32 protein-coding genes and 1 pseudogene are annotated in these 22,765 nt (G+C 59.3%); 21 read left to right on the forward strand and 12 right to left on the reverse strand.

Going from position 1 to position 22,765, the window contains the following annotated elements:
- The first annotated feature begins 186 nt into the window (after nt 1-186).
- Nucleotides 187-1,386: a tyrosine-type recombinase/integrase gene (locus ACZRMH_RS24035; RefSeq protein ID WP_169880221.1), complete on the forward strand. Its 1,200-nt coding sequence runs from the start codon at nt 187-189 to the stop codon at nt 1,384-1,386.
- Between the two features lie 6 nt (nt 1,387-1,392).
- Here the strand turns inward: ACZRMH_RS24035 and ACZRMH_RS24040 are convergent, their stop codons facing one another.
- From ACZRMH_RS24040 to ACZRMH_RS24080, 9 genes are all read right to left on the reverse strand, one after another.
- Nucleotides 1,393-1,575, reverse strand: coding sequence for a helix-turn-helix transcriptional regulator (locus ACZRMH_RS24040; protein WP_262375070.1), 183 nt, complete (start codon nt 1,573-1,575; stop codon nt 1,393-1,395).
- 26 nt (nt 1,576-1,601) lie between these two features.
- On the reverse strand, nt 1,602-1,853 hold the full coding sequence (locus ACZRMH_RS24045; RefSeq protein WP_464015598.1) for a hypothetical protein: 252 nt from the start codon (nt 1,851-1,853) through the stop codon (nt 1,602-1,604).
- Nucleotides 1,850-2,113 carry a hypothetical protein gene (locus ACZRMH_RS24050; RefSeq protein ID WP_464015599.1) on the reverse strand — a complete coding sequence of 88 codons (264 nt, stop codon included), beginning with the start codon at nt 2,111-2,113 and terminating at the stop codon, nt 1,850-1,852. Before ACZRMH_RS24050 ends, ACZRMH_RS24045 begins: the two co-directional genes overlap by 4 nt.
- A gap of 98 nt (nt 2,114-2,211) precedes the next feature.
- Nucleotides 2,212-2,502: a hypothetical protein gene (locus ACZRMH_RS24055; protein ID WP_169880215.1), complete on the reverse strand. Its 291-nt coding sequence runs from the start codon at nt 2,500-2,502 to the stop codon at nt 2,212-2,214.
- A 15-nt stretch (nt 2,503-2,517) separates the two neighbouring features.
- Nucleotides 2,518-5,304: a toprim domain-containing protein gene (locus tag ACZRMH_RS24060; RefSeq protein ID WP_464015600.1), complete on the reverse strand. Its 2,787-nt coding sequence runs from the start codon at nt 5,302-5,304 to the stop codon at nt 2,518-2,520.
- Between the two features lie 2 nt (nt 5,305-5,306).
- Nucleotides 5,307-5,540, reverse strand: coding sequence for a hypothetical protein (locus ACZRMH_RS24065; RefSeq protein WP_169880213.1), 234 nt, complete (start codon nt 5,538-5,540; stop codon nt 5,307-5,309).
- Nucleotides 5,541-5,613: 73 nt separating this feature from the next.
- Complete coding sequence (locus ACZRMH_RS24070) at nt 5,614-5,979, reverse strand: hypothetical protein (protein ID WP_464015601.1); 366 nt, start codon at nt 5,977-5,979, stop codon at nt 5,614-5,616.
- Nucleotides 5,976-6,455, reverse strand: coding sequence for a YmfL family putative regulatory protein (locus ACZRMH_RS24075; RefSeq protein ID WP_464015602.1), 480 nt, complete (start codon nt 6,453-6,455; stop codon nt 5,976-5,978). Before ACZRMH_RS24075 ends, ACZRMH_RS24070 begins: the two co-directional genes overlap by 4 nt.
- Nucleotides 6,456-6,484: 29 nt before the next feature.
- Complete coding sequence (locus ACZRMH_RS24080) at nt 6,485-6,697, reverse strand: DNA-binding protein (RefSeq protein WP_464015603.1); 213 nt, start codon at nt 6,695-6,697, stop codon at nt 6,485-6,487.
- 84 nt (nt 6,698-6,781) lie between these two features.
- Between ACZRMH_RS24080 and ACZRMH_RS24085 the strand changes: the two genes are divergently transcribed.
- Complete coding sequence (locus tag ACZRMH_RS24085) at nt 6,782-7,132, forward strand: helix-turn-helix domain-containing protein (RefSeq protein ID WP_464015604.1); 351 nt, start codon at nt 6,782-6,784, stop codon at nt 7,130-7,132.
- 99 nt (nt 7,133-7,231) lie between these two features.
- Nucleotides 7,232-7,429 carry a hypothetical protein gene (locus ACZRMH_RS24090; protein WP_464015605.1) on the forward strand — a complete coding sequence of 66 codons (198 nt, stop codon included), beginning with the start codon at nt 7,232-7,234 and terminating at the stop codon, nt 7,427-7,429.
- 62 nt (nt 7,430-7,491) lie between these two features.
- On the opposite strand, the gene ACZRMH_RS24095 is transcribed toward ACZRMH_RS24090, so the two are convergent.
- The 3 genes and pseudogenes from ACZRMH_RS24095 to ACZRMH_RS24105 form a co-directional block, all read right to left on the reverse strand.
- Entirely contained in the window at nt 7,492-7,740 is a 249-nt protein-coding gene (locus ACZRMH_RS24095; RefSeq protein WP_343077474.1) for an ogr/Delta-like zinc finger family protein, read from the reverse strand.
- Nucleotides 7,741-7,806: 66 nt separating this feature from the next.
- Nucleotides 7,807-8,670 carry a phage portal protein gene (locus ACZRMH_RS24100; RefSeq protein ID WP_464015627.1) on the reverse strand — a complete coding sequence of 288 codons (864 nt, stop codon included), beginning with the start codon at nt 8,668-8,670 and terminating at the stop codon, nt 7,807-7,809.
- A pseudogene (locus ACZRMH_RS24105) lies at nt 8,597-10,661 on the reverse strand (terminase large subunit domain-containing protein). The gene ACZRMH_RS24100 and the pseudogene ACZRMH_RS24105 overlap by 74 nt, the downstream one beginning before the upstream one ends.
- A 161-nt stretch (nt 10,662-10,822) precedes the next feature.
- Between ACZRMH_RS24105 and ACZRMH_RS24110 the strand changes: the two are divergent.
- The 18 genes from ACZRMH_RS24110 (at nt 10,823) to ACZRMH_RS24195 (ending at nt 22,765) form a co-directional block, all read left to right on the forward strand.
- The gene (locus ACZRMH_RS24110; protein WP_464015606.1) at nt 10,823-11,728 is read left to right on the forward strand and encodes a GPO family capsid scaffolding protein; all 906 of its coding nucleotides are present in this window, start codon (nt 10,823-10,825) and stop codon (nt 11,726-11,728) included.
- Nucleotide 11,729: 1 nt separating this feature from the next.
- On the forward strand, nt 11,730-12,746 hold the full coding sequence (locus ACZRMH_RS24115) for a phage major capsid protein, P2 family (protein ID WP_464015607.1): 1,017 nt from the start codon (nt 11,730-11,732) through the stop codon (nt 12,744-12,746).
- The gene (gene gpM, locus ACZRMH_RS24120; RefSeq protein WP_464015608.1) at nt 12,746-13,480 is read left to right on the forward strand and encodes a phage terminase small subunit; all 735 of its coding nucleotides are present in this window, start codon (nt 12,746-12,748) and stop codon (nt 13,478-13,480) included. The genes ACZRMH_RS24115 and gpM overlap by 1 nt, the downstream gene beginning before the upstream one ends.
- Nucleotides 13,481-13,579: 99 nt before the next feature.
- Nucleotides 13,580-14,041, forward strand: coding sequence for a head completion/stabilization protein (locus tag ACZRMH_RS24125; protein ID WP_464015609.1), 462 nt, complete (start codon nt 13,580-13,582; stop codon nt 14,039-14,041).
- Complete coding sequence (locus ACZRMH_RS24130) at nt 14,038-14,481, forward strand: phage tail protein (protein ID WP_120266537.1); 444 nt, start codon at nt 14,038-14,040, stop codon at nt 14,479-14,481. Before ACZRMH_RS24125 ends, ACZRMH_RS24130 begins: the two co-directional genes overlap by 4 nt.
- On the forward strand, nt 14,471-15,151 hold the full coding sequence (locus ACZRMH_RS24135) for a phage virion morphogenesis family protein (protein WP_120266538.1): 681 nt from the start codon (nt 14,471-14,473) through the stop codon (nt 15,149-15,151). Before ACZRMH_RS24130 ends, ACZRMH_RS24135 begins: the two co-directional genes overlap by 11 nt.
- 15 nt (nt 15,152-15,166) lie before the next feature.
- Complete coding sequence (locus tag ACZRMH_RS24140) at nt 15,167-16,285, forward strand: DUF2586 domain-containing protein (protein ID WP_464015610.1); 1,119 nt, start codon at nt 15,167-15,169, stop codon at nt 16,283-16,285.
- A gap of 6 nt (nt 16,286-16,291) precedes the next feature.
- Complete coding sequence (locus ACZRMH_RS24145; RefSeq protein WP_120266540.1) at nt 16,292-16,744, forward strand: phage protein; 453 nt, start codon at nt 16,292-16,294, stop codon at nt 16,742-16,744.
- Nucleotides 16,744-16,956 (forward strand): TraR/DksA family transcriptional regulator, encoded by a 213-nt coding sequence (locus ACZRMH_RS24150; RefSeq protein WP_464015611.1) that lies wholly within the window; start codon nt 16,744-16,746, stop codon nt 16,954-16,956. Before ACZRMH_RS24145 ends, ACZRMH_RS24150 begins: the two co-directional genes overlap by 1 nt.
- On the forward strand, nt 16,953-17,159 hold the full coding sequence (locus ACZRMH_RS24155) for a hypothetical protein (RefSeq protein WP_169880197.1): 207 nt from the start codon (nt 16,953-16,955) through the stop codon (nt 17,157-17,159). Before ACZRMH_RS24150 ends, ACZRMH_RS24155 begins: the two co-directional genes overlap by 4 nt.
- A complete protein-coding gene (locus tag ACZRMH_RS24160) occupies nt 17,156-17,680 on the forward strand; it encodes a lysozyme (protein WP_464015612.1) in 525 nt (174 codons plus the stop codon). The genes ACZRMH_RS24155 and ACZRMH_RS24160 overlap by 4 nt, the downstream gene beginning before the upstream one ends.
- Nucleotides 17,677-18,159: a lysis protein gene (locus ACZRMH_RS24165; protein ID WP_464015613.1), complete on the forward strand. Its 483-nt coding sequence runs from the start codon at nt 17,677-17,679 to the stop codon at nt 18,157-18,159. Before ACZRMH_RS24160 ends, ACZRMH_RS24165 begins: the two co-directional genes overlap by 4 nt.
- Nucleotides 18,160-18,195: 36 nt before the next feature.
- Nucleotides 18,196-18,486, forward strand: coding sequence for a putative phage tail assembly chaperone (locus ACZRMH_RS24170; RefSeq protein WP_464015614.1), 291 nt, complete (start codon nt 18,196-18,198; stop codon nt 18,484-18,486).
- Nucleotides 18,487-18,506: 20 nt separating this feature from the next.
- Nucleotides 18,507-18,650 (forward strand): DUF6890 family protein, encoded by a 144-nt coding sequence (locus ACZRMH_RS24175; protein ID WP_414704675.1) that lies wholly within the window; start codon nt 18,507-18,509, stop codon nt 18,648-18,650.
- 6 nt (nt 18,651-18,656) lie between these two features.
- Nucleotides 18,657-20,687 (forward strand): phage tail tape measure protein, encoded by a 2,031-nt coding sequence (locus ACZRMH_RS24180; protein WP_169880192.1) that lies wholly within the window; start codon nt 18,657-18,659, stop codon nt 20,685-20,687.
- Nucleotides 20,684-21,001: a DUF2590 family protein gene (locus ACZRMH_RS24185; protein ID WP_120266638.1), complete on the forward strand. Its 318-nt coding sequence runs from the start codon at nt 20,684-20,686 to the stop codon at nt 20,999-21,001. The genes ACZRMH_RS24180 and ACZRMH_RS24185 overlap by 4 nt, the downstream gene beginning before the upstream one ends.
- A complete protein-coding gene (locus ACZRMH_RS24190; protein WP_464015615.1) occupies nt 20,998-22,173 on the forward strand; it encodes a baseplate J/gp47 family protein in 1,176 nt (391 codons plus the stop codon). Before ACZRMH_RS24185 ends, ACZRMH_RS24190 begins: the two co-directional genes overlap by 4 nt.
- Nucleotides 22,166-22,765 (forward strand): phage tail protein, encoded by a 600-nt coding sequence (locus ACZRMH_RS24195; protein WP_464015616.1) that lies wholly within the window; start codon nt 22,166-22,168, stop codon nt 22,763-22,765. The genes ACZRMH_RS24190 and ACZRMH_RS24195 overlap by 8 nt, the downstream gene beginning before the upstream one ends.

The raw sequence follows: 22,765 nt of genomic DNA on the forward strand, positions 1-22,765 counted from the left end.
ATCAGCTTGGGAAACTATCAGTGGCGCAATGCCATCTCTCCTCTGGGGGTACTGTTCCACCCCAGTAGCCCAGTAGAATCAAGGCTCTCAGGGTGAAGCACAGTTGGGTGCTTGTTCAGCTCAGTCCATCTTGGTACCGGCTAACTGTCACCACGAACTGTCACCAACAACCAGGAACTGCAATCAATGCTCACGGATAAGCAAATACGCTCGCTCCAGCCACGGGAAAAGCCATACGTGACTTCGGACGGGCGAACTGCGAGGGGAGAGGGAGTAATGCTGCTTAAGGTCCGCCCAAATGGGACCAAGGAGTTTTATTTTCAACGCTTCGTAGGTGGGAAAAAGAAACTGACAAAGCTGGGCACATGGCCGGCGTTGAGCCTGACCGCTGCGAGGGATAAGTGCCGGGATGAAAAGGAGCTGGTGATTTCTGCTGGTACGTTTCAGCAGCTCATGGACAATTACATCGCGAAGCTTCGGGCCGAGAGTGCTGCGTCAGTCGAGGACGTGAAAAGCTCGTTTGAACGCTATGTGACTCGGCCTTTTCCGCAGATGGTCCAGCGCCCGGTCGCCATGATTGGCCCGATTGAGATACGCACTGTCATTGCGAAGATGATCGACAAGGGCATTACCACCTACTGCAACCGCGTGCGATCGCAGCTTCACGCTGCATTCCAGTTGGGATTGGAGCAGGAGCACAACCCTCGAAATTATCTGCAGAACAAGGTTCAGTTCGGACTGCTGAACAATCCGGTGGCTAGCATCCCCGTACAGGCCGATTGGGAACAGCCTGGTAATAGGGCGCTGTCCGTTGCTGAGCTCAAGTCACTGTGGAATTTGCTACCCGAGCAGCTATCGCTTGTGACGTCTGAGTTGATCAAGTTCCTGATTGCTTCGGGCGGTCAGCGTCCTCAGCAACTGCTGGCTACCACCCGAAAGCAATACTTCGATGATCACCTGGTCATCCGTAACCTCAAGGGCGGCGACGGTGAACGGATCTTGCACGCGGTGCCTTACAACAGGCTGATGCGGGAAAGTCTGAAAACGCTGGATGAGATCAGCGAAACAAGTGCCTATCGGTTCATGGGGAAAATGGAAGACAAGCCGCTGCATACGCAGTCGCTGTCCCGGGCGGTGACGAAACTCTACAGTCGGCATACAAAGCTGTTCGACGGCCCGTTCACTCTTCGCGATGTTCGGCGGACCTGCAAAACGCTGATGGGGGTAGCGGGCCTGGAAAAGGAATTGCGTGATCGAATCCAGGGCCACGCATTTAACGATGTGTCGTCCAAACACTACGACCGGTACGACTACTTCAAAGAAAAGCAGCGCGGTTTGCAGCGTTGGTCTTTATGGTTGCAGAAGAACATTGTTGAAGCGGAGTGAAGCCGCTTACGCGGCTTCCGTGACTCCCCACATGGCCGGGTTTTCTTGCCAGGCAATAATTGCAGATTCTCGCCATCCAACGCGACCAGGAGAGATCCGTACAGGCCGGGGGAACCGCCCATCCTTCATGGCACGCCAGATGGTGGAGTGCGAAAGAGACGTCACCTCGATCACGTCCCTTTCCCGCATGAAACGATCCAGCTTACTCACGTTGGTTACCCCCTTTGATCGTCATGTTGCAGATCCGGCCATTCAGTGACGAACTCCACAGTATTGTCATTGAACATGCTCACTACAAACGGCGTAGCTGCTTGGAGTAGGTCGAGCCTATTGTAATCAACGTTTGGAGTTGCACCTGAATCGAGCAAAGCCTCTTCAACATTTGCCATGAGGATCACCAGCAGATCGGATACTCGATTAGGGTGAAACCCACGGGGCGGATTTATCAAGCGCTTATTTTCGGTCATGCGTGTGCTCCAAGGTTTACAGGTTTTTCCAACAGTTGGGCCACAACAGCAGCCTCGTTTGCAGTGAGGTCACCGAGCAGCTGGGCCATGGTGGTGAGAGATTCGAGACGGATCCGCGCGTCGGGGGTTTTCCGCACCTGGTAATCGAACAACGCTGTTCCGACGATCCGGATGGCCATCAGATGCCGCGCCGTCTGAGCGCCCTCATAGGTCAATGTGTTAGCCTTCATTTCGCTGCTGATTAGCTGCTGTGCTTCCATGGTGTAGCTCCTTTCAGTGGTTGGTGTCGGGGAGGTGCGAACTCCTCGACACTCTTCGTTTACCGGCGCTATCCGGCGTCAATAACCGGTGGTTCGGCTCAAGCCTTTCGCACCAGGTGAATTACCAAATCCTCTAGCTCCCCTTCGTCGTTGCAGGCCTGCCACTCCAGGACGGCTTGGATCTGTAACCTGGTGCAGTCCAAAACTAGAATTTCCAGCTGGCCACGGTTGGCACGTATCTCCAGCGCGTCGACCAAGCCGTCTGCGCCATAGGCTTCGGCGAATACGGTTCTGCTCTCGTCACCGAACTGGGCCATAACCGAGTTCAGCCGGCGAATCTCTGCGATGGCCGTGTCCCGCTCCCGCTCGTTGATCACTTGAATCTGCATCGGTATCACTCCAGTTCAGGCCTCAAAAACCCAGCAATAAACCGACTTGGGTTTGTCGAAGTTTTTGGTTCGTTCGCTGCTTGCTTCGCGGACGGCGCTGTCCACAGACTTCTGTCCCAGGTACTTGTGTGTACGGGAGTCTTTGAGCATTTTCTTTAACGCGCGCATGTCGATTTGCTGGCGGTGCTCCGACGCGATTTCCGCAAACTCAGAGAGGTTGATAGCGATCAGATCTTCGTTCTTGCTGTGATTTACGACCGGCTCATAGCTGAGGTTTTCGAGGTATTCATAGGCTTCCCAAAACTCGGTCACGGAGGTGTGATCCACGTTGCTTGTGCTCTGTCGCTCCAGCGCCATTTCGGCAATCTGGCGGCGGGTAGCGTGCACTTGCGCGTCGCTCAGATGAACGACGAGGCGGATGCAATCGAGGAGCGCCAGCATCTGCGCATGATTTTTGCTGATTCGCTCTACACGAATCTGTCCACGGATAGCGTTGCCGCATTTGCTGCAGTTGCCTGTCTCAGCCGGGTAGCAGTGACCGCACTCAAAGCAGTGGGAGTGCAGGCGACGCAATTTCGCTTCGTGTTCAGGCATCTTCTGGCTGAACAGTTCCATCACCGCAGACTCTTTGCGCACCGCTTGAAGCAGAAAGTGGCTGAGCATCTTGCCGTCCAGCGCGTTCAACTGATCTGCAGCTATGCGGCTTTCGGGCGTAACTGTCGGGCGGATGAAGTGCAGCTTCACGATCCGCGTCATGATCGCTTCATGGGCGACCACAGCCGCGTTCTGGCTGATGGCGATCGTGCCGCGAAAGGGGGGCTCATAAGTTTCGTTTCCGGCTGTTTTAACGCCTTTAGTGGCCAGCGTGCCGCCGCCGTAGAAGTCCTTCAGCTCGTCCCACTCAAATGTTTTGGCGTGCACATTGTCGTCGCCGTGCCGATCGGCCTCGAGGAAGACAACCGGCATTCCCGATACTTGTCCCATCAGCCGGGACCGGCCAGCTTTGGTGGACTTCATCGGGTCAAACCCCTCGTAGCCCTCACGGCCCAGCAGCTTCCACAGCAGGTTGAGCAGGGTAGTTTTACCGGCCCCGGCTTCGCCCGTCGCTTCCAGGAACGGAAACGACTGATAACGGGCTCGGATCTGCTCGCAGAACAGTGAGCCGAAGAAAAATAACAATGCTGCAATCCCCTGCGCGCCAAAGCAGATCCAGAGCAGCCTTAGCCATTCCTCGTCGTAGCCTTTCGACTCGCGCTGCAGCTTCACTGGCACGCCCTTCTGCAGGGTCTTGAGGCGCATTTTCCCGAACTCGAAATAGTCTTCGCTATTCACCGGGTAAACATTGCCATCTTTGATGGCCACGTCCCCGTAGATGTAGCAATCGTATTCCTTGCTGTAGCCGACATAGTCGATGGTGGAAACGGTTTTGATCCCGTAGAGCTGGTCTTTCATGAGTTTGTCCAATTGCTGGCCGCTGCCGGTGTACATGGCACCAGCGGCCATCCCGAGCAGTCGTTTTTTGAATTCGCTGGCGGCGGCGAGCTGGCCGCTGGTGAAGGTGTTCTTGACGCTGCCGGCGTCATGGGGGAAGTCCACACGCAGGTAGTACCAGGACTCATCGGTGACTTCGTTACGCTGGAAGTAAAGGGCTTGCGGATAGCAGTTGGCAATCTCTACAACGCTGCCGGATTGCTGCAGTGCTTTTTCGCGCATTTGCGCTTGGTTCAGCAGCTGGTCGTCGTGCTGTTCACTGTCCTCGAGATCCTGGACAGCACGGTTGTATTTCTCCATGTCCAACTTGAACCAATAGAGGCGGCTGCCAAAGCCCAGGTGAAATTCGCCGCGCTTATTCCAGTCGTACATCAACAACGCCTTCTCGGCGGCGCTCTCAGCAATCAGCAACGCGCCCTGGTGGCGGATCTGTTTGATCTCGATAGCGATCTGGGCAGCGCGTTTCTCATCACCCTCAATGAAGGCCCAGCGTTGGTGCAGGTCGTTCCAGTCGAACTTGCGACCGTCACGCTGAGGAATCTGCGCTGCCTCGCAAACGAAACCCATTTCACGCGCCTGGCGGACCCAACGCCGGGTGTAGGTATGCGCACCGGGTTCGTTATCCAGAGCCCATACAAGCTTCGGCAACTTGTCGGTTCGATCGCGCAGCAGTGCCTTCAGGGACTCTTCAGGGAAGGCGTTAGAGGACATGGCAGACACGGCTGAAAGACCGTTGTGCACCAGTGCGATAGCGTCAAAAATGCCTTCAACAATCCATATTTCGTTGACCTCGAGCAGGTCAACACACGGCGGGCACCACCACACACCACGGTAGGTTTCACCTGGTTTGAAGCGCGCCTTCATCTTGCCGAAGCGGGCAGGCCGATCGATGAGACGTTCCCAATACCCGCCCTTTTCCAGAGCGAAACGTACCGTTGCGCTGCCGGCCTGGTCATGGCTGGAGTAAAAGGTTTCTTGAGTGAACCAGCCACCGATCAGCGAGATGTCGAAGCCGCGGGCGAACTCAAGGTATGCCCGGGCGGTGGCTGTCGGGGAGCTCTCGGTGGCAGGGGCGCGCTTGCTCCAGTCTTCAAAGAGGTCGTCGTAGATCTCTTTCACATGCACTGTGTGGCCGCACTTTTCCTGACGGCCACAAATCAGCTGCCATGGGCTATCGAAACGTGTGTACAGCTCTTTCTTATTGCACTTGGGGCAGGTGCCTCCTCGCATGTAAGTCGTGCCGGCCCGGTGCTTTAAACCGTAATCGGATTCGATGCGCTGCAGGACGTCGTGACGGAGATCGTCTCTCATGATTACTTCACTGCTTTAAGGCTGAGGGATAAGGCTGCCATCAGACTTTTCTGGGCTGCCATCACAGGGGATCTTTCGAGGATCGATTTATGTCTTGCGATCTGAGGGACGTAGCGATATTCGTCTGCGTACCAGTGTTCATTCAGGCTCATCAGGTACTGCGCACGTACGGCAGCCAGTAGCGCTTCGGCGTGGGCCGGAGGCATTTGAGTGGTGACAATCACGGCGTTTCCCATAGTGAAACCTCGGTATCAGGCAAAGCTCACCCAAACCCACGGGGTGTGGGGCAGGCAATTTGTAGGGTTGGTGTTACGAGTTGGCTAAGCGGTAACGCCCGTTGTCCGGTGCGTTGATGATGCGTTCATAGATCAGGCTGACCGGGATTGCCCAGGCATTGCCGGTGGTTGGGTCAACGATGACCGAGTGGGTGGCGGTGCTATTGCGGATGTCGAGGCGCTGGCGATCGCGGATTGCGTTCATGTCGCTGTAGGCCAGGTGAACCATCTTTTCCGCCATTTGCGTCAGCACATCATAGTCGGCCACTAGGTGGCGAACGGTCCGAGCGATCAGCTGCTGGTCGTTGCCCAGGTGTTCGCAGTGATGACGATCGAGAAAGGCCAGGGCGGCGGCTTTGAGCACGTCCTGATATTCCTGTACTGCAGGCGCATTGTTCATTGGGCTGCCCCTGATTTGGCGCGGTAGAGGTCAATGGCTGCCAGCACTTCGGCGTGGCGTGCGGCCATGTGCAGGTTGTGTGCATTGAGGATGTGCTCAGCTTCGGCAGCATTGATGCATCCGTCTGCGAGCGCCTTGGCAATCTCCTGATCAACACAGCCACGCTTTGCCGCGACCTTAACCGACAACGCATACATTTCTACGACGTCATTCGTTTCTGGATCCGGCACCGCAACGAATAAGCCGCCATACATCGACGCTACGTAGTTGGGGAAATGCTGCGTGCCTGCTTCCTGCTCGAGCTGATACAGCTGCGCGTCTGTCAGCGGCCGGCTGTTGTTGTTTTCGTAGGCGTGGTTATCGAACTTCTTCAATGCCAAACCGATGCGTGCTGCAGCGCATTCGCGACCGCCTGGATAGCTGCAGATAATTGCGCTGACGACTTCGCGGCGTGTCTTTAGAACTGGGCTTTTCATGTTCTGCTTTTCCCTGAGAGTTCGTGCCATTACTGTGCAATCACGCCGTCTTTGATCCCCAGCAACACGGCGGCTCGATGTGCCTCCCCGCGTCGACACTGGCTCTGGCCACTCAGCACTGCGTAGACGGTGCTGGGATTCAATTGGTGCTTCTCAGCGAAGTCTTTCGCTGTCTGGCCTTTTCGTTCCAAAGCTTCCCGCGCCTCTTGGCGGGCTTGCTCACTGATACATACGTTCGGCATAGTGCAATTCCATGCATTTTCATGTGGTCGGGAATGCAGAATGATGCACCTTTGTGCATTTGTAAATATCTAGGATGAAAAATTTTGCACGATTCGGAAGAAATCGGCTCGCGACTGCGGGAAGAGCGGAAGAGATGTGGGCTTACCCAGGATCAGGTCGCGGAGGTTTACGGAATTTCGAAGCGGACTCAGGCCAACTACGAATCTGGAAGCAGTGACGCTCCTGCGTGGTATCTCAGCCGCGCATTGAAAGAGAACCGGTTTGATGTCGCTTATATCCTTACCGGCCAACGGACTATGGCCACCGAGGCATCGCTGAATGAGGTAGAAAACTCCATCATCCAGAAATACCGCAGCATCCCGGAAGACGACCAGAAAACGATTCGTCGGCTGCTCGATGCCATGGCAGTGATGGAAGCGCGTGGCCTGAATTAGGCTGTGACAAATTGCTAACACTTGTGGCGCTCCCTCTGTCCTAAGGCTCTAAACCGCCCGATAAAGTCGATTCACTCATGCACCTATGGAGCAGTACGCATGTTGGATCGAGCTAAATTTGAAGGCAGTTACAACGAGTCCCGTGAAAATGATTGGCAGCCAATTACCGCATTGGAGCTGCGGTTGATTAGGCTTTACCGGCGAATGTCTGACGATGATCAGCAGCGGGTGAGACGCATGACAGAAGTACTCTCGGAAATTCCTGACAGCCCTGGAATCAACCAAGCAATCACCTAACCACCTCGCTTGTCCTTAAGTTGCATCAGGCGCTGGCCCTTGTGGCTGGCGTTCCCGCGCCATCACGCTGCCCCCAGCTGATCGAACAGTTCCCGCTGTTTCGCCCGTGACATATTCTTGAGGCTGTCGAAAAGGAGCCGGTCCATGGCTTGTGCCGACGGGCTGAGGGTGTGCGAAAACGTCAGATTTGCCACCCAGGTGTGCCCGCACTTTGCGTCCAGGCACTGGCAATACAACTTGGCGAAGTCATTGGAAAGCTGATCTCTTGAAGCAATCCGCCCTCTGTGCCCGCACTTACATGTGATCCTCATTGCGTCCCTCCCCAGGGCCAGCCAATTGCTACTATTTTGCCACATTATGTAGTGGCATTGCCTGCTCTAGACACTGGATGTAGTGTTTTCCACTGCTGCTGGCGCTTCTCTCCAGGCAATCCGCCTGTCATCCCGCAAGGTATCGTTCAGTTGGCTGAAAAGTTGACAGATCGGTCTAATTTCATTGCTCGTGTAGACCCGATCGATCTTTTCGATATCGCCGAAACCAGCACTGTTTTCCGGGATGATCCCGGCGAGCGCGGGGTTCATGCGCCAGGCGGCAATCACGTCGTTACGTGTGATGTTCTTGACCTTCTCCAGCTCGTCCTTCGCCTGGAAATCCCCGACCGGAATGATCTGTACCGCTTTCTCGGCCCCGCCCGGGATGTTCAGGAACAGCGAGCGGAAGTTGCCCACGCCCTTGCTGCCGGAGATCTGCTCGCGCAGGTTCTCTTCGTCCTTCTCGGTCAGGTTCGGATCGTTGGTGTAGAACACATAACCCGCGTGCGCGCCGTTGGCGTAGTAGCGGCGGCGGAATAGGGTTGCGGCCTCGTTGAGCAACAGGGCCTGCATGCCACCCAGATAGTCCGGCACGCCGTAAATGTCCTGCTCTACGTCGTAATCCATGACGTGCTCGATCTCGTCCTGGTCGAATTCCATTTCCTTGCCGTTGGGCAGCAACATCACATACCCGCCGTCGACCTTGACCCGCATGTTGATCGCCGGGAGGTGCTGCATTTCCAGCACCTGGCCCAGCAGGTTGGGCTTGCGATACAGGTACGCCTCGCCAAACACCACGAAATCCAGCCCCGCGCGCCCGATGGTGGCCACGCTGCAGCCCTGGGACGGGATGAATTCACGCAGCAACAGGTTGCGCTTGAATTTGGGGATAGCGCCGTGGTGCGCATTGGCGCGCAGCAGCTTGGCCAGCCCTTGGCGGGATACCGGCGGTTTGTAAAGTCGGCCATCCTCCGAAGCGAAAACGCCCAGGTAGTTGCCCATGCTGCCAACCAGTACCTGTTCGGGATCTCCGAACGCGAACGACCGGGTAGGGGGCTTGGGTTGATTCGGTTGGTCTGTCACTTTTCGCTTGGTCATGGGGGCCTTTAGTTGCTGAACACGTAGCGGCTACGTTGTTTTTTGTCAGTGTTGAGGGGTTCATTGGCCAGGGCATGCATGATTGCCCAGGCCACGTCGGCGTGACCGGTGGCGTCGGTGCGTGATGCGCTGTACGTGATCTGACCGCTGCCAGTGGCCCCGCGCTTGATCGTCAGGAAGGCCTGGGCGATGTCGTTCCAGCCGGCGTCCCACTCGATGCGGCTGCCAACAATGGTGTCTTGCGCCTTGAGCACCAGGCTGTTCTTGGTCTCCAGGCTGTAGTGGATTGAGGTCGCACGCGGGTAGAAGTCGCGCACGATGTCGAACACGCCGTAGCCGATGCCCGTGGTGTCGATGCCGATGTGCTGGACGTTGAAGCGCTCGGTGAGGCGCTTGACCTGCTCGCCCTGGTACTTGAACGACTGGCCCCGCCAGCTGTGTTTCTCGAGAATCCGAAATTTGCCATCCGGCTCGAGCGGCGGGGCGATGACCACGCACGTCGCATCGTCGCGGGTGCGGCTGGGGTCGTAGCCGATCCAGACCGGACTGTTGCCAAATGGGCGCGGATCGTCAGGGTCGTAGTCGGTCCACAGCGACAGGTCGGAGTAACAGCGTTCCAGATCGCCCAGGTGGAACACGCTCTGGGTGCTGTCGATGAATTTGCACATGAACAGCTGCTGGAACTTGTCCTCGTCGTACTCCAGCTGCAGCTGCTCGAGGTCGAACAGATCACAGCCTCCGGCGATCGCATCCAGGATGGTGATGACCTTGCGCCATTGGCCATCCGGACAGAGCGAGCCTGCCGATGTTTGCTTATCGCTGGGCCATGGCTCTTTGGCGTTCTTACGCTTGCTGTTGCGAAACTTCTCACCGGTCCAGAAGGGATACGCCTGGTGCGACACCGCGCTGGGCGTAGAAAAGTAGGTTTTGCGCCATTTCTTGTGGGTCGCCATGGCGCTGGCCACGGTGTTCAGCTTCTCGAAATCCCGGATCCAGAAATATTCGTCGACGTACACGTGCCCGTGGTGGCCCTGGGCGGTGCTGCTGTTGGTGCTGAGAAAACGCAGCTCTGCCCACGGCTTACCATCCTTGCTGAGCACGATCGGGTTGCCGCTCAGCTCCAGGCCGAACCATGCCTGGGCAAACGAGATGATGTAGCTGCGGAAGATCTCGGACTGGGCGCGGCTGGCAGACAGAAAGATTTGGTTGTCGCCGGTCAACACCGCATCCATGAACGCTTCGCCGGCGAAGTAGTAGGTCAGGCCCACCTGGCGACTTTTGAGGATGTTGCGGATCCGCGCAGTCAGCGGGTTGATCTTCGCGGCGTACAGCTCTTTCTGATAGCCGTACATTTTGCTGATGAACTTGTCCAGGAAGTCGACTTCGGTCAGGTCGCTGACGTCGTTCTTCACCGGTTTCTGCTTTTTCTTCCCGCCCTTGTCGCCCCGATCGCCTTTATCCCGACGTTCGCTGCGCTGCTCGTTGCGGCGGTGGCCACCGTCCTCGATCGGATCCACCGCCGGCATCGGTGTCGGTTTGGCGCATTGCTTGGCCAGGCGCTCGCGCACCGTGGTCAGCCGGTCGAGTTCGTCCAGGTCGCCTTTGGTCAGGGTGGTCTGTTTATCCAGGATGAGTGTGATCCGCCGACTGACAGCAGTCAGCGGTTCTTCATCCGACAGCATGTCGTCCCATTCACCTTGGCGGATCCAGTAGTAAACGATCCGGATGTTGGGCAGGGATAACTGCGCCTGAATTTCACGCGGCTTACAGCGGCGTAAATAGAGGCGTTTGGCGGCTTCTTTAAGTTCGGGAGCGTATGGCATGGCCGCAGTCTATGCGGCGAAAACGCAGGAAACGCGGGGTTAAAATCCGGGTTCGTCCTATATCGCGAAAATAGGACCAGCGCAAAAGTGAATCAATTGTTGGAGGCGCAGCGGCTCCCTATCTTGGCGGCTCAACTCACCGATTGAGCGCAGTTAACGCCATGCCCCGTTCCCTTGTTTCGTTCTGGAAACGTGTCGCCACCAGCGGCCCGACCGTTGATGGCCGCGTGATCCTTCCCCAGGAACTGCGTGATATCGCTGAGACCTACAGCACCGCCACCTATACCGCTGTGATCTGGTCCGAGCACGAACGCTGGTTTGGCTCCCACGGCACCGTATTTGCCGTGCGCTTGGTGGAAGGCGTTGAAGGCCTTGAAGAAGGCCAGGTTGCACTGGAAGCCCAGTTGAAGCCCAACGACCGCCTGCTGTCGCTCAATGACCAGGGCGAAAAGCTGTTTACCAGCATCGAAATTACCCCGGACTTTGCCAACACCGGCAAAGCCTATCTGACCGGCCTGGCAGTAACCGATTCACCGGCCAGCCTGGGTACCCAGGAACTCTACTTTTCCCGCCGCACCGGTAAACGAGTGCACTACGCGGCTGCGTTGCCCCTAGGCGCGCTGAGCGAAGAAGAGCCTGTGGGAGAAATCAGCAAGCTGACGGGTTTGCTGACTCGGCTGTTCAGTCGCTTTGCGGTTGAACCAGCCACCGATTCGACACCCACCACTCCAACTGAGAACCCCCCAATGGATGAAGCTACAGCCAAGGCGCTGAAGGCCTTGCTCGAGCAGCTAACGCTCGTTTCCGCCGGCCTCGCTGCTGTAATCGAGCCTGCTACGACAGATGTCGTCGACCCGGTTGTTGCCGAGGTCGATGACGTGGCAGCTGCTGTTGACACCATCGTTGCTGACGCTAAGGCCGAAGGCGAGTTCGCTCGCAAGGGCAGCGACAGCGCCCGTCTCGATCGCCTTGAGCAGCTGCTCGAAAAGGCGTTCAGCACCCCGGCAGGCCGCGTTGTTCCGCGCACGACCGGTACCACCTCCGACGCCAAAAAGCGGGTGCTTTGACATGAGCCAGCAATCCCTGAGCCAGCGTGCTCTTAAGCAGTACTCCGAACTGCGCGAAGCGATCGCCGAGACCTACGGCGTCGATGTATCGCGTCAGTTCAACGTCGACCCGACCATCGCCCAGGAACTGAACGACAAGATCACCGAGCGTGCCGACTTCCTGGAGCGCATCAACGTCGTACCGGTTACCGAGATCAAGGGTCAGAAGGTCATGCTGGGCGTGAATGGCCCTGTGACCAGCCGCACCAACACCAAGACCACAGACCGCGAAGCCAAGGACGTGACGGACCTGAACGGTCTGGATTACGAACTGTTCTCCACCGAATCGGACGTGGGTCTGCCGTTCGCGAAGATCGACAGCTGGGCCAAGTTCCCCGACTTCGCTGAGCGCTACTCGGCTGCCGTGCAGAAGCAGATCGCTCTGGACCGCATCATGATTGGCTGGCATGGCGTTCTGGCTGCTGCACAAACCAACCTGGCCACCAGCCCGATGCTGCAGGACGTCAACAAAGGCTGGCTGCAGATCGCCCGCGAGCAGATTCCGGAACAGGTGATCGAGGAAGGCGCGACTGCTGGGAAAATCACCCTGGGTGCCGGCGGCGATTACGAAAACCTCGACGCTCTGGTGCACGACGTTAAACAGATGATCGACACGGTATTCCGTGACGGCGGTGATCTGATTGCGATCGTGGGCAGCGACCTCTTGGCCGCTGACAAGGCCAAGCTGTATTCCAACCAGGCTGGCAAACCCACCGAGAAAGAACGCATCGAAAGCGCCCAAGTCATCGCGACCTATGGCGGCCTGCCGACCTTCACCGTCCCGCACTTCCCGGCCAACGCCGTGGTGGTCACCAGCTGGGACAACCTGTCGATCTATTTCCAGGACAGCAGCTGGCGTCGTCACCTGATCGAGAACCCGAAGCGCTCGCGCATGGAAGATTACAACGCCCGTAACGAAGGCTATGTGATCGAGCAATTGGGCAAGTTCGCGGCTGCTGAAAAAGTGGAGCTGGTCTGATGAGCCTGGCACTGGCGCACAAACGTCGCGTACTCGCCCAAGGCCCAGCGGCCACTGTCGCCGGTGCCAAGGCAGAGGTGTATTCCTCTGCCACTGCGCTGACCAGCCCCGCGAATGGGCAGAAGCACCTCAAGTTGATGGAAGACGCCCTGGTGGTTGATCTGGCTCGTATCAGCGAGATCAACAGCCACGAACTGCGCCGTCAGCTCAAGCGCGACGAGCTGCTGCCTAAATACCAAGAATACGTACAGCGGTACCGCGATTCCGGATTGAGTTTCCCGAACTCGGTGCTGATGTACGTCCTGATTTGGTTGTTCGACACCGCCGATTTTGAAAAGGGCTTGGAGCTGGCCGATTTCGCCATCTCTCAAGACCAGGCATTGCCGGAACGCTTCAACCGGGACATTCCGACCTTCGTGGCGGATGAGGTGATCGACTGGGCCGAAGCTGAATACAAGGCCAAGCGCAGTCCGGAACCGTACCTGAGCAACCTGCTGCCCCGTGTGGACGGTGAATGGGCGTTGTACGAGCGCATCCCAGCTCGCTACCACAAGTTGCTCGGCATTTTGGCGATGGATCGCCGTGACTGGCCGGTGGCGATCAAGCACATGGAGCGCGCTATCGCGCTGCATGACGCTATCGGCGTCGGTACCAAGCTTGAAGGTGCCCGCAAGGCGCTAGCCAAGCAGGAAGCGCAGGCGAAAACCGACGCGACTACACCACCAACCGCATAACCGACTACCCCCCCAGCGGGGAACTGTGGAAGTGAGTCAGCCATTTATGGCCGTCGACTCACCACCACCAGTTTCCCCGCCCTATTCGAGCGCCCAGCAATGAGCTTTTCAGGTAACCCCACCAAGTTTGTGGAACAGCAGATCGGCAACGACGGCTTCTGGCCTGACCTGTCCGTGACGGAGTTCCAGAAGGCGTATCGCCTTCCTGGTGAATACCTGGGCGAGCTGCTGGCCGCTGATTTGACCACTGCAATGATCGAGGTCAACAACGACCTGGCCATCTGCAAATCCCGTTGGCAGTCCGCTGGTATCTCCAGCTTGGAATCTGCTGACCCTATGGTGCTGCCGGAACGTACATTTCAAGCAGCAACGTACAAGCGCGCCGTGTATTGCCGCGCCAAAGCCAGCCTGCTGACCCAGTTCGCCACCGTGACCCGCCGTGAGAGCGCCGAGAACACTGGCAAGGAACTGCCGGAGCGGTCGGAAACCTTCCTAGCTTTGAGCCAGGCCGCTGTTCGTTCGCTGCAGGGCCGTGGTCGCATCACGGCGGCGCTCCTGTGATCAAGCTGCAGGCTTTGACGGCCTATCTCATCGAACGCCAACTGGTGGCCACCGAACAGCTCGACAGTTGGACGGACCAGGTGCAGCTGGAGTTGATCTGGAAAGACGACGTCGAAGGCATGCATATGGGCGATATGAACTACAGCGCCACGATCGTGCTGGAGCGTTTCGCTGATCACCCAGGGCGACTTATGGCCCTGGTGGGCAGTTGGTTGGAGAACAACGATCAGGACCGCGACGGACTGCCTGGTGCTGTGTTCGACATCACCATGCTCGATGACGACCTGGCTGACGTGGACATCAAGCTGCAGTTCACCGAACCCCAGTACCTGGCCGAGGATCCTGCCGGAGAAATCACCGCGTTCAAAAAGACCTGGTCATTTATCCCGTTCGAACTGTGGATCGCGGAATCAGGCGAGGTGACCGGCGATGGCGCGTAGCACCTTCGATCTCGACGTGCGCGGCCTTCTGGGTGCTGAAGAGCAACTGGCCCTGCTGGAGCTGCCTCCACAACTGCGTCGGCGTCTGCTCAACAACGTAACCAAGCGCGTGCGCAGCATGAGCCGCCAGCGGATCCGCGACCAAAAGAACTTGGACGGCACGCCGTTCGCTGCTCGCAAAGGCTCGAGCAAGGGCAAGAAAAAGATGGAAGCGGGGTTGGGCAAGCTGCTCGACGTCACCCGTATCAGTGCCAACGAAGCCGAGCTGGGCTGGCGCAACGCGCTGACCCGTTGGGTTGCATCGCAGCAGCATAACGGTGTGTCCGAGCGCCGCACCGCCGCCCAGATGCGCCAGTGGAACAAGATTCCCGAAGGCCTGGCCGCTACCGAAAAGCAGGCCAAGCGCCTGCGCCGCCTCGGGTTCAAGACCCGCCAGAAGGGCAAAAAAACACTTACCCGCCCATCTGTGGCGTGGATCAAAGAGCACGTGAACTACGCCAAGGCGGGTCTGCTGATCCGCATCCTGGACGACGAACAAACCGAGTCATCTGGTGCGCAAAGCTGGGACATCACCCTGCCAAAACGCCAGTTCCTCGGCCCCGGCACCGAGTCAGAAACCAGCTCGCTGGTGAACCTGGTGCTGCAACAAATCCTTAATTCACCCCGTTAACGAGGCACTGCTTTTATGGCACTCGGTTCAGTCAAAGTTCGTAACCTCAATCTCGGCCAGGGCGTCGTGAGCGGGGTCGAGCGTTACTTCTTGTTCATTGGCCCAGCTGCCAAGAACGCCGGCGGGCTGCTCCCGCTCAACACTGACAGTGACCTGGACGTCGAGCTGGGCACCGCTGCCAGCGAGTTGAAAACCCAGATCCTGGCTGCTCGCGCCAATGGCGGCGACAGCTGGGCCTGTCTTGCTGCGCCACTGGCCTCCGACAGCACCTGGCAACTGGCTCTGACCAAGGCCCTGCAAACCGGTTATGAGTTTGAAGCAGTCGTGGTCACCACGCCGGTGACAGCTGCTGCTGAACTCTCCGCAATGAACGACGCGGCGGTGCTGGTCCTGAATACCTATGCCTGCCGGGCGTTCTTCATCGCGGCCTCGGTTGGCATCGATGCCGCGACTCAGACCTGGGCGCAATACGCGCTGGCTCAGAAAGCTCTGGTGCTCGATCTCGCCGCGCCTCGAGTCATGTGTGTGCCGCTCATGCATGGCAATGACCAGGGCGTGTTGGCCGGTCGCTTAGCCGACGCCTCTGTGAGTGTTGCGGACAGCCCAATGCGTGTGGCCACCGGTGCGGTGCTTGGCCTTGGCGCTACCCCAGTCGACTCCGAAGGCGTGCCATTGCAGTCGGCCACCCGTTCAACGCTGGACGCTGCGCGCTTCACCGTCACCCAGACCTATGTCGGCTACCCGGGCGTGTTCTTCGGCGACGGCAACATGCTCGACAGCCCCGACAGCGACTTCAAGGTCATTGAATACCTGCGTATCACCGACAAGGCCGCCCGCGCTGTACGGCCTTTGCTGATTCGCCGTGTTGCTGATCGCCGCTTGAACAACTCGGCCAACAGCATGGCAGTGAACATCAGTGCGCTGATGGCCCCGCTGCGTGCCATGGCCAAGTCCACAAAGTTCGCTGGCCAGGTGTTCCCGGGCGAGATCGAGCAGCCCAAGGACGGCGACATCGTCCTGACCTGGAAGAGCAAAACGGCCGTAGAGGCCTACATCAAGCTCAAGCCCCTCAACTGCCCGAAAGACCTGACCGCGAACATCGCGCTGGACCTTTCGACCACTGAAACGGAGTAAACCCGCATGGCTGCAAAGATTGGCGGCAAGAACTTCGACGTGAACCTGGGCGATCTGCTCGTTCATGTCGAGACCGGCACCCTGGACATCACCGACAACTCCACCGTGGCGCAGACCAAGGGCGTGCCTAACGGTCACGTCGACGGCGATGTGGCGGCTGCAGGCGAACTGGAGCTGGACACCACCAACTTCAACCTGCTGATCGAACAGGCCAAGACAGCCGGCAGTTTTCGCGAGCTGGAGCCGTTCGATATCGTGTTTTTCGCTAAGGCCGGCGAAGAAGAGCTGCGCGTTGAAGCGTTCGGCTGCAAGGTCCGGATCTCAAGCCTGCTCAGCGTCGACCAGAAAGGCGGCGAGAAGAACAAGCACAAGGTGCCGTTCGACGTCACAAGCCCGGACTTCATCAAAATCAACGGCGTGCCGTACCTGGCCGCAGCTGAAATCGAGGGCCTTACCTGATGGTTTGCCCGTTCGATCGCGCTCAGGCGCTGGAGCAACGCCAGCGTGACCAGGCTATCGCGGCTCAGCTCGCCAGTGCGCGCCCGTCCGGGCCAAGCCGTACCCATTGCGAGGACTGCGACAACGCAATTCCTGTAGCGCGCCAAGCGCTCGGCGGAATGACCCGTTGCGTCCCGTGCCAGTCCATTTTTGAACGGGAGGTTCGGCGATGAGCGCGAATCAAGCCGCCCAGGACACCGCCATTGCGTTGGCAAAAGCGTCACCCGCGATCGGCGTAGCCGCCACCGGTGTGACCGGCGCCGTTGACTGGTCGGCGGTGGCCTACATGCTGACGGCCTTCTACATGGTGCTGCAGATCCTGCTCCTGGTTCCCAAGTACCGGCAGATGTTGCGCGATTGGAAGGTGAAGGGATGAACCTGCGCCACAAGATCGCCATCGGCGCCCTGGTGCTCGTCAGCACCTCGTTCACCTCATTCCTGGGCAAGTGGGAAGGCACCGGACAAAACGTCGTCTATGCCGATCCGCTAGCCCTTGGCCTGCCGACGGTGTGCAAGGGCATCACCCGTTACACCAGCCCGGTGCCGGTCGTGGTGGGTGACTACTGGTCCGACGCCCGCTGCGCCGAGGTGGAAAGCCTGGTGGTTTCGAAAGGGCAGCTTGCCCTGGCGGATTGCCTGACCAATCAGGCGATCGGGCAGAACACCTTCGACGCGCTGAGCAGCCATGGCCACAACGTCGGCACGCCGAACACGTGCGCCAGTCGTGCCGTTGGCCTGATCAACGCCGGCCGTATCGCTGAGGGCTGCAGGGCGCTGGCTTACGCGCCGGACGGCTCGCCGGTCTGGTCCTACGTGACCTTGCCTAATGGTCGCAAGCAGTTCGTCCAGGGCCTGCACAACCGCCGGATCGCCGAAATGGAGCTGTGCCTGAAATGACCATCAATCCATTGCGCCTTTTCCTGATCCTGGTGCTTACCGGCCTGCTGGCCTGGTGCGCATTTGACTGGGTCGCCGACCAACGAGACGACGCCCGCCGCGAACGTGACAGCGCCCAGTCCGAAGTCAGTGGCTTGCGTGAAGCCGCCCGCATCAGTGGCGAACAGCTCGCCGACCGTGACCGGCTCGACCAAAAAAACACCGAGGAACTGAACCTTGCAAACGCTCAAATCGAGGCTTTGCGCCGTGACGTTGACGATGGCCGTAAGCGGCTGTCAGTCCGTGCCACCTGCAAACCCGCCGTGCCCAGCACCACCGGCGCCGCCGGCGTGGCTGATGCAGGCACCGCCGAACTCGCAGCAGACGCTCGATCGGATTATTTCACCCTCGTAGGTCAGCTCGCCCTGAGCAAGCAAATGATCCTCGGCCTGCAGGACTACACCCGGCAGGTTTGCCTACGCATGCCAGCCAAACCCTAACCAATATTCACCAAAACCCCACAGACGGACCCTCCAATGACTGAAGTAAACCGCGACATCACCCTGGAAATCGGCGACCGCGAATTCACCTTTCACCTCACGCCCCAAGACGTGACCAAGTACTTCAACAGCACCACGAACAACAACAAGGTGGCCCCGGCCAACAACTTGCTGGTGAGCACCGTCAAGCAGGAAGAGCGCGCCACGCTGAAACCCTTGCTGGCCAACCCGGTGACGGTGATGGAACTGGCCGGTGCACTCCTTGAAGAGTACTCACCGGACATCGACATCATCGTAAAAAAGTCCTCAGCCACGCTGACGGCTTAACCGAAGACAGCCTGGGCCAGTTGCTGGCCCTGACTACCCGCTGGCTACCTGGTACCGAACCCACGATCGAAAACATGGGGATGGCCAAGTGGCTGGAGGACGAACACTGGAGACGCATGGAGATCGCCGTGGCTAACGGCATCGCCTTTGCGCTGAACGGATAAAACCCCATGGCTGACCGCAGCGCCCGCTTGGCTTTCATCCTCAGTCTGACCGACAAGGTCAGCGCGCCCCTGGGCAAGGTGAAAACCAGCTTCACCGACCTGGCCACCCAAGGCCAGCAGAACATCATGAAGATGGGCACAGGCCTGGCCGGCATGGTGGGTGCGGGCGTGGCCATTACCGAATCGCTGGAACCGGCGCTGGAAATGAACCGCGCCCTGGGCGAAGTCCGCTCGCTGGGCGTGGCCGAAGATGCGCTGAACGCCCTGAACCAAAAGTCGCTGGAGTTCTCCGTGAACTATGGCGAAAACGCCCGCGACTTCGTGGCCTCGGCCTACAGCATCTCGGGCGCGATCAAGGGGCTTTCGGGCGACCAGCTGGCGACCTTCACCAACACCAGCAACCTGTTGGCCAAGGCCACCAAATCCGACGCCGAGACCATGGGCGCCTACGTCGGCACCATGTACAACCTGTTCAAGACCTCAGCCGATGCCATGGGCAAAAGCCAGTGGGTCGAGAAACTGGGCGGTCAGACGGCACTGGCGGCCCAGCTGTTCCGCACGGACGGCGCGCAGCTCAAGGATGCGTTCAAGGAAGTGGGCCAGCTCGCCACCACGGCCGGCGTCGATATCGCCGAGCAGTTCGCGGTGATCGGCACGCTGAGCAGCACCATGGAAGGCGGCGACGCCGGCGGCCTGTACAAGTCGTTTTTCGAGAACATCGGCGCAGCGTCCGAAAAGCTCAAGCTGAAATTCACCGAGCAAAACGGCCAGCTGATGCCGATGGCGGACATTCTGGCCAAGCTCGAGGGTAAGTTCGGCGACCTGACCAGCGCCGCCGCCGGCACCAAGCTGACCGAGGCGTTCGGCGGGGAAGGTGCACGGGTGATCAATGCCCTGGCCAAGGACACCGACCGCTTCAAAAACGGCCTGGATCAGCTGGGCAAAGTCCGCGGTTTGGAGAGCGCCGAGAAGATGGCCAAGGCCATGGTCGATCCGTGGCAACAGTTCGGTGCGGCCGTCCAGGCCTTGCGCATTGCCTTCGGCCAGGCGCTGATCCCGATGTTGACCCCGCTGATGGATAAGCTGGTCGGCGTTGCCGGCACGCTGACCCGATGGACCCAACTGTTCCCGAACATCACCCGCGTGATCGGCATCACCGTATTGGTGATTCTCGGCCTAACTGCCGCCATGGCCGCGATGACCTTCACCGTGGGCCTGGCCAAGATGGTCTGGCTGTCGCTGGTCACCATCTGGAAAGTCCTGACCTGGACGGGGTTTCGCAGCATCGCCATGTTCCTGGTGCACACGGTGTTGATTGCCGGCTTTGTCCTGGGCCTGGCAGCGCTCTACACCTGGATGGGTTTGGTCCGGGTCGGCATGTTGCTCTGGCAAGGCGCGATCTGGCTGGTTAACGCCGCCATGCTGGCCAACCCGGTGCTGCTGATCATCGTCGGCATCGTCGCCCTGGTCGCGCTGGTGGTCGCTGCAGTCGTCTATTGGGACCAATGGACTACGGCGCTGATGAACACCGCCGCGTTCAAGTGGATCGCCGGCCAGCTGCAGGCGCTGTCGGATTGGTTCGGCTCGATTGGCGGCTGGACCGGCATGGCCAGCGCCGCCTGGGACGGCATCGTCGCGATCTTCAAAAACGCGATCAATGGCCTAATCGAGATGCTGAACAAGATCCCCGGTGTGCAGATCGATGCGGCCTTTGGCGAGATGCCCAAAGCGCCGGAGATCCCCGGCATTTCCGCGCCCCTGGTCAATGCGCCGGCACCGCCGCAACTGGTCACCACGCCGCCGCTCACCGAACAAGCCGAGCAGGCACGTCAGCGCATGAACGGCGGCACGTCGGGCGGTCTGTCGCCGATGCGGCCGACGGCTGTGCCCCAGGGCGGCCTGTTGCGCAGCATCCAGAACAACAACAGCCAAACCCAAAACAGGGGCACGCATGTGGAGACCCTCAACATCAATACGGCCAAGCCTATGACCCCGCTGGAAGTTGAAAACATGATGAGCATGGCGGTGGGTGGATGAGCGAGTACATCGATCTGCTGATCGAGGACAACGACTTTGCCCTGGACCTCAGCCGTCAGCCGGTACCGGTGGAGGATCGCGCCTGCATCGCCCAGGACATCGGCCACATGATCCGCGAAAGCGGCCTGCTGGTGACCCTGGTGGCCGAGCGCAACCGCCTGAAACAGCGCGACTGCATCCAGCAGCTGGAACTGCTGGTGGAAGCCGACGTGCGCCTGGTACCCGGCACCGCCCGAATCACTGAGCTGGGATCCGGCCAATACCTGGTCACCGCGACCACCCTGCAGTTTGGCAACCTTGAGGTAACGCTGTGAGTGACGTGGACTTCAAACAGGCGCTGGCCGACGCTGGCATCCCGACAACCGAGGCCGCGCTTAAGGCCGCCTGGGAGGCCGAAGTGGTCGCCCAGGGCAGCAAGCTGGCCAACACCAGTGCGTATTCGCCGTTCTGGCGGGTGATCACTGCCCTGGTAACCAAACCGGTGCTGTGGATCCTGACCTTCGTCACCGGCACCGTGCTGCCGAACTTCTTTTTGAAGACGGCCACCAGCACCTGGTTGGACATGCTGGCCTGGGCGGTGAACGTCGAGCGCAAAGCCCCGACCAAGGCGATCGGCTCGCTGTTGTTCAGCAGGGCTACGACCGTGGGTTCGCTCGAGATCCCGATCGGCACCCGCGTGCAGTCGGCCACGATCAACGGCAACGTGTACGAGCTGGTCACCACGGCGGTGGGCAGTTTTATCGAAGGCGCGTCACAGGTATCGATCCCCGTGATCGCCATCGATGCCGGAAGCGGGTTCAACCTGGCCCCGGGTTATTACGCCGTGTTGCCGGTCCCGGTACCGGGCGTTGTCCAGGTGGTGAACCTTGACGGCTGGCTGGCCACCCCGGGTTCCGATGCAGAGTTGGACGACGATTTGCGCCTGCGTGCGCGCAACCAGTTCAGCGCAGTGAACCAGTGGCACACCGACGCGGTGTATCGCGCCCTGATTGCGGCCTTCCCGGGCGTCTCCACCGATGGCGTGTACTTCGAGCACGGCGCGCCGCGTGGCCCGGGCAGCGCCAATGCCTATGTGCTGTTCGACGCCGGCGTACCGGCCGATTCCTACCTGGAGCAAATCAACGCCTCGATCATGAACGACGGCAACCACGGTCACGGCGACGACATGCTGGTCATGGTCATGCCCGAAACGCTGCACAGCGTCTACCTGCAGGTTTGGCCCAAATCGGTCCTGAAGGCCGTCGAGCGTGCCGCCCTGCAGACCAACATCGAGCAGTTCATCCGCGCGGCGTTTCGCGAGAGCAGCGGCGGCGATTACGCACCGACCCTGACCTGGCCGCAATCGCGCTTTTCGTTCAGCCGCCTGACCGAGGAACTGCACGAGCAGTTTGCCGGCATCGAGTCGTTGAAGTTTGCCAACGAGGACATCCTGTCGGCCCTGGACATCCCGCGCCTGCAGTCGCTGGAGGTGATGCTCAATGCTTAAGCTCGAACTGCCTTTCTGGCTCGACGGCGAAGAGCCGTCGAAGCTCAAGGCCGCCGCGCAGGCCTGGTGGGAGAAGGTCGAGGGATGGATGGGCTGGCCGCTCCTGCAGATGGACGCCGAGACCTGTCACCTCACCGTGCTGGACCTGCTCGCCTGGCAGCGCGACATCACCCGCTTTCGCGGCGAGCCCGAAAGCCTGTACCGGTTGCGGGTCAAGTACGCCTTCGTCAACGCGGTCGACGCCGGCTCCGTCGCCGGCTTCAAGCGGATCTTCCGGCGCCTGGGCATCGGCGATATCGAGATCCGCGAACGCCAACCGGAACGCGACTGGGACATTGTGCAGCTGTTCCTGGACGACCAGCAGCTGTCCGACTTTTCCACACTCCTGGACATCATCGTTCACCAGTACGGCCGCACCTGCCGCCGTTATGAACTGGTGGGCACCACCGAGCTGGGCCTTGACCTGGTCAGCTACGAATACGGCCATGACCAGGCCACATTGACCGCACGTTTTGACGACCACCACATGATCGGCCTGCAGTTGGCCAGCTTCGAGTTCAACCACGACCACATGACCCTGGTCGCCAGTTAA

Source organism: Pseudomonas sp. B414, from assembly GCF_055408445.1.

What these genes read in the sequence shown, in the direction of transcription:
- ACZRMH_RS24140 (WP_464015610.1), top strand. Translation starts at nt 15,167, where the DNA reads ATGGCACTCGGTTCAGTCAAAGTTCGTAACCTCAATCTCGGCCAGGGC.
- ACZRMH_RS24150 (WP_464015611.1), top strand. Translation starts at nt 16,744, where the DNA reads ATGGTTTGCCCGTTCGATCGCGCTCAGGCGCTGGAGCAACGCCAGCGT.
- ACZRMH_RS24180 (WP_169880192.1), top strand. Translation starts at nt 18,657, where the DNA reads ATGGCTGACCGCAGCGCCCGCTTGGCTTTCATCCTCAGTCTGACCGAC.
- ACZRMH_RS24135 (WP_120266538.1), top strand. Translation starts at nt 14,471, where the DNA reads ATGGCGCGTAGCACCTTCGATCTCGACGTGCGCGGCCTTCTGGGTGCT.
- ACZRMH_RS24060 (WP_464015600.1), bottom strand. Translation starts at nt 5,304, where the DNA reads ATGAGAGACGATCTCCGTCACGACGTCCTGCAGCGCATCGAATCCGAT.
- ACZRMH_RS24155 (WP_169880197.1), top strand. Translation starts at nt 16,953, where the DNA reads ATGAGCGCGAATCAAGCCGCCCAGGACACCGCCATTGCGTTGGCAAAA.
- ACZRMH_RS24065 (WP_169880213.1), bottom strand. Translation starts at nt 5,540, where the DNA reads ATGGGAAACGCCGTGATTGTCACCACTCAAATGCCTCCGGCCCACGCC.
- ACZRMH_RS24160 (WP_464015612.1), top strand. Translation starts at nt 17,156, where the DNA reads ATGAACCTGCGCCACAAGATCGCCATCGGCGCCCTGGTGCTCGTCAGC.
- ACZRMH_RS24110 (WP_464015606.1), top strand. Translation starts at nt 10,823, where the DNA reads ATGCCCCGTTCCCTTGTTTCGTTCTGGAAACGTGTCGCCACCAGCGGC.
- ACZRMH_RS24035 (WP_169880221.1), top strand. Translation starts at nt 187, where the DNA reads ATGCTCACGGATAAGCAAATACGCTCGCTCCAGCCACGGGAAAAGCCA.
- ACZRMH_RS24185 (WP_120266638.1), top strand. Translation starts at nt 20,684, where the DNA reads ATGAGCGAGTACATCGATCTGCTGATCGAGGACAACGACTTTGCCCTG.
- ACZRMH_RS24040 (WP_262375070.1), bottom strand. Translation starts at nt 1,575, where the DNA reads ATGCGGGAAAGGGACGTGATCGAGGTGACGTCTCTTTCGCACTCCACC.
- ACZRMH_RS24070 (WP_464015601.1), bottom strand. Translation starts at nt 5,979, where the DNA reads ATGAACAATGCGCCTGCAGTACAGGAATATCAGGACGTGCTCAAAGCC.
- gpM (WP_464015608.1), top strand. Translation starts at nt 12,746, where the DNA reads ATGAGCCTGGCACTGGCGCACAAACGTCGCGTACTCGCCCAAGGCCCA.
- ACZRMH_RS24145 (WP_120266540.1), top strand. Translation starts at nt 16,292, where the DNA reads ATGGCTGCAAAGATTGGCGGCAAGAACTTCGACGTGAACCTGGGCGAT.
- ACZRMH_RS24115 (WP_464015607.1), top strand. Translation starts at nt 11,730, where the DNA reads ATGAGCCAGCAATCCCTGAGCCAGCGTGCTCTTAAGCAGTACTCCGAA.
- ACZRMH_RS24195 (WP_464015616.1), top strand. Translation starts at nt 22,166, where the DNA reads ATGCTTAAGCTCGAACTGCCTTTCTGGCTCGACGGCGAAGAGCCGTCG.
- ACZRMH_RS24080 (WP_464015603.1), bottom strand. Translation starts at nt 6,697, where the DNA reads ATGCCGAACGTATGTATCAGTGAGCAAGCCCGCCAAGAGGCGCGGGAA.
- ACZRMH_RS24095 (WP_343077474.1), bottom strand. Translation starts at nt 7,740, where the DNA reads ATGAGGATCACATGTAAGTGCGGGCACAGAGGGCGGATTGCTTCAAGA.
- ACZRMH_RS24045 (WP_464015598.1), bottom strand. Translation starts at nt 1,853, where the DNA reads ATGACCGAAAATAAGCGCTTGATAAATCCGCCCCGTGGGTTTCACCCT.
- ACZRMH_RS24170 (WP_464015614.1), top strand. Translation starts at nt 18,196, where the DNA reads ATGACTGAAGTAAACCGCGACATCACCCTGGAAATCGGCGACCGCGAA.
- ACZRMH_RS24055 (WP_169880215.1), bottom strand. Translation starts at nt 2,502, where the DNA reads ATGCAGATTCAAGTGATCAACGAGCGGGAGCGGGACACGGCCATCGCA.
- ACZRMH_RS24090 (WP_464015605.1), top strand. Translation starts at nt 7,232, where the DNA reads ATGTTGGATCGAGCTAAATTTGAAGGCAGTTACAACGAGTCCCGTGAA.
- ACZRMH_RS24075 (WP_464015602.1), bottom strand. Translation starts at nt 6,455, where the DNA reads ATGAAAAGCCCAGTTCTAAAGACACGCCGCGAAGTCGTCAGCGCAATT.
- ACZRMH_RS24050 (WP_464015599.1), bottom strand. Translation starts at nt 2,113, where the DNA reads ATGGAAGCACAGCAGCTAATCAGCAGCGAAATGAAGGCTAACACATTG.
- ACZRMH_RS24125 (WP_464015609.1), top strand. Translation starts at nt 13,580, where the DNA reads ATGAGCTTTTCAGGTAACCCCACCAAGTTTGTGGAACAGCAGATCGGC.
- ACZRMH_RS24165 (WP_464015613.1), top strand. Translation starts at nt 17,677, where the DNA reads ATGACCATCAATCCATTGCGCCTTTTCCTGATCCTGGTGCTTACCGGC.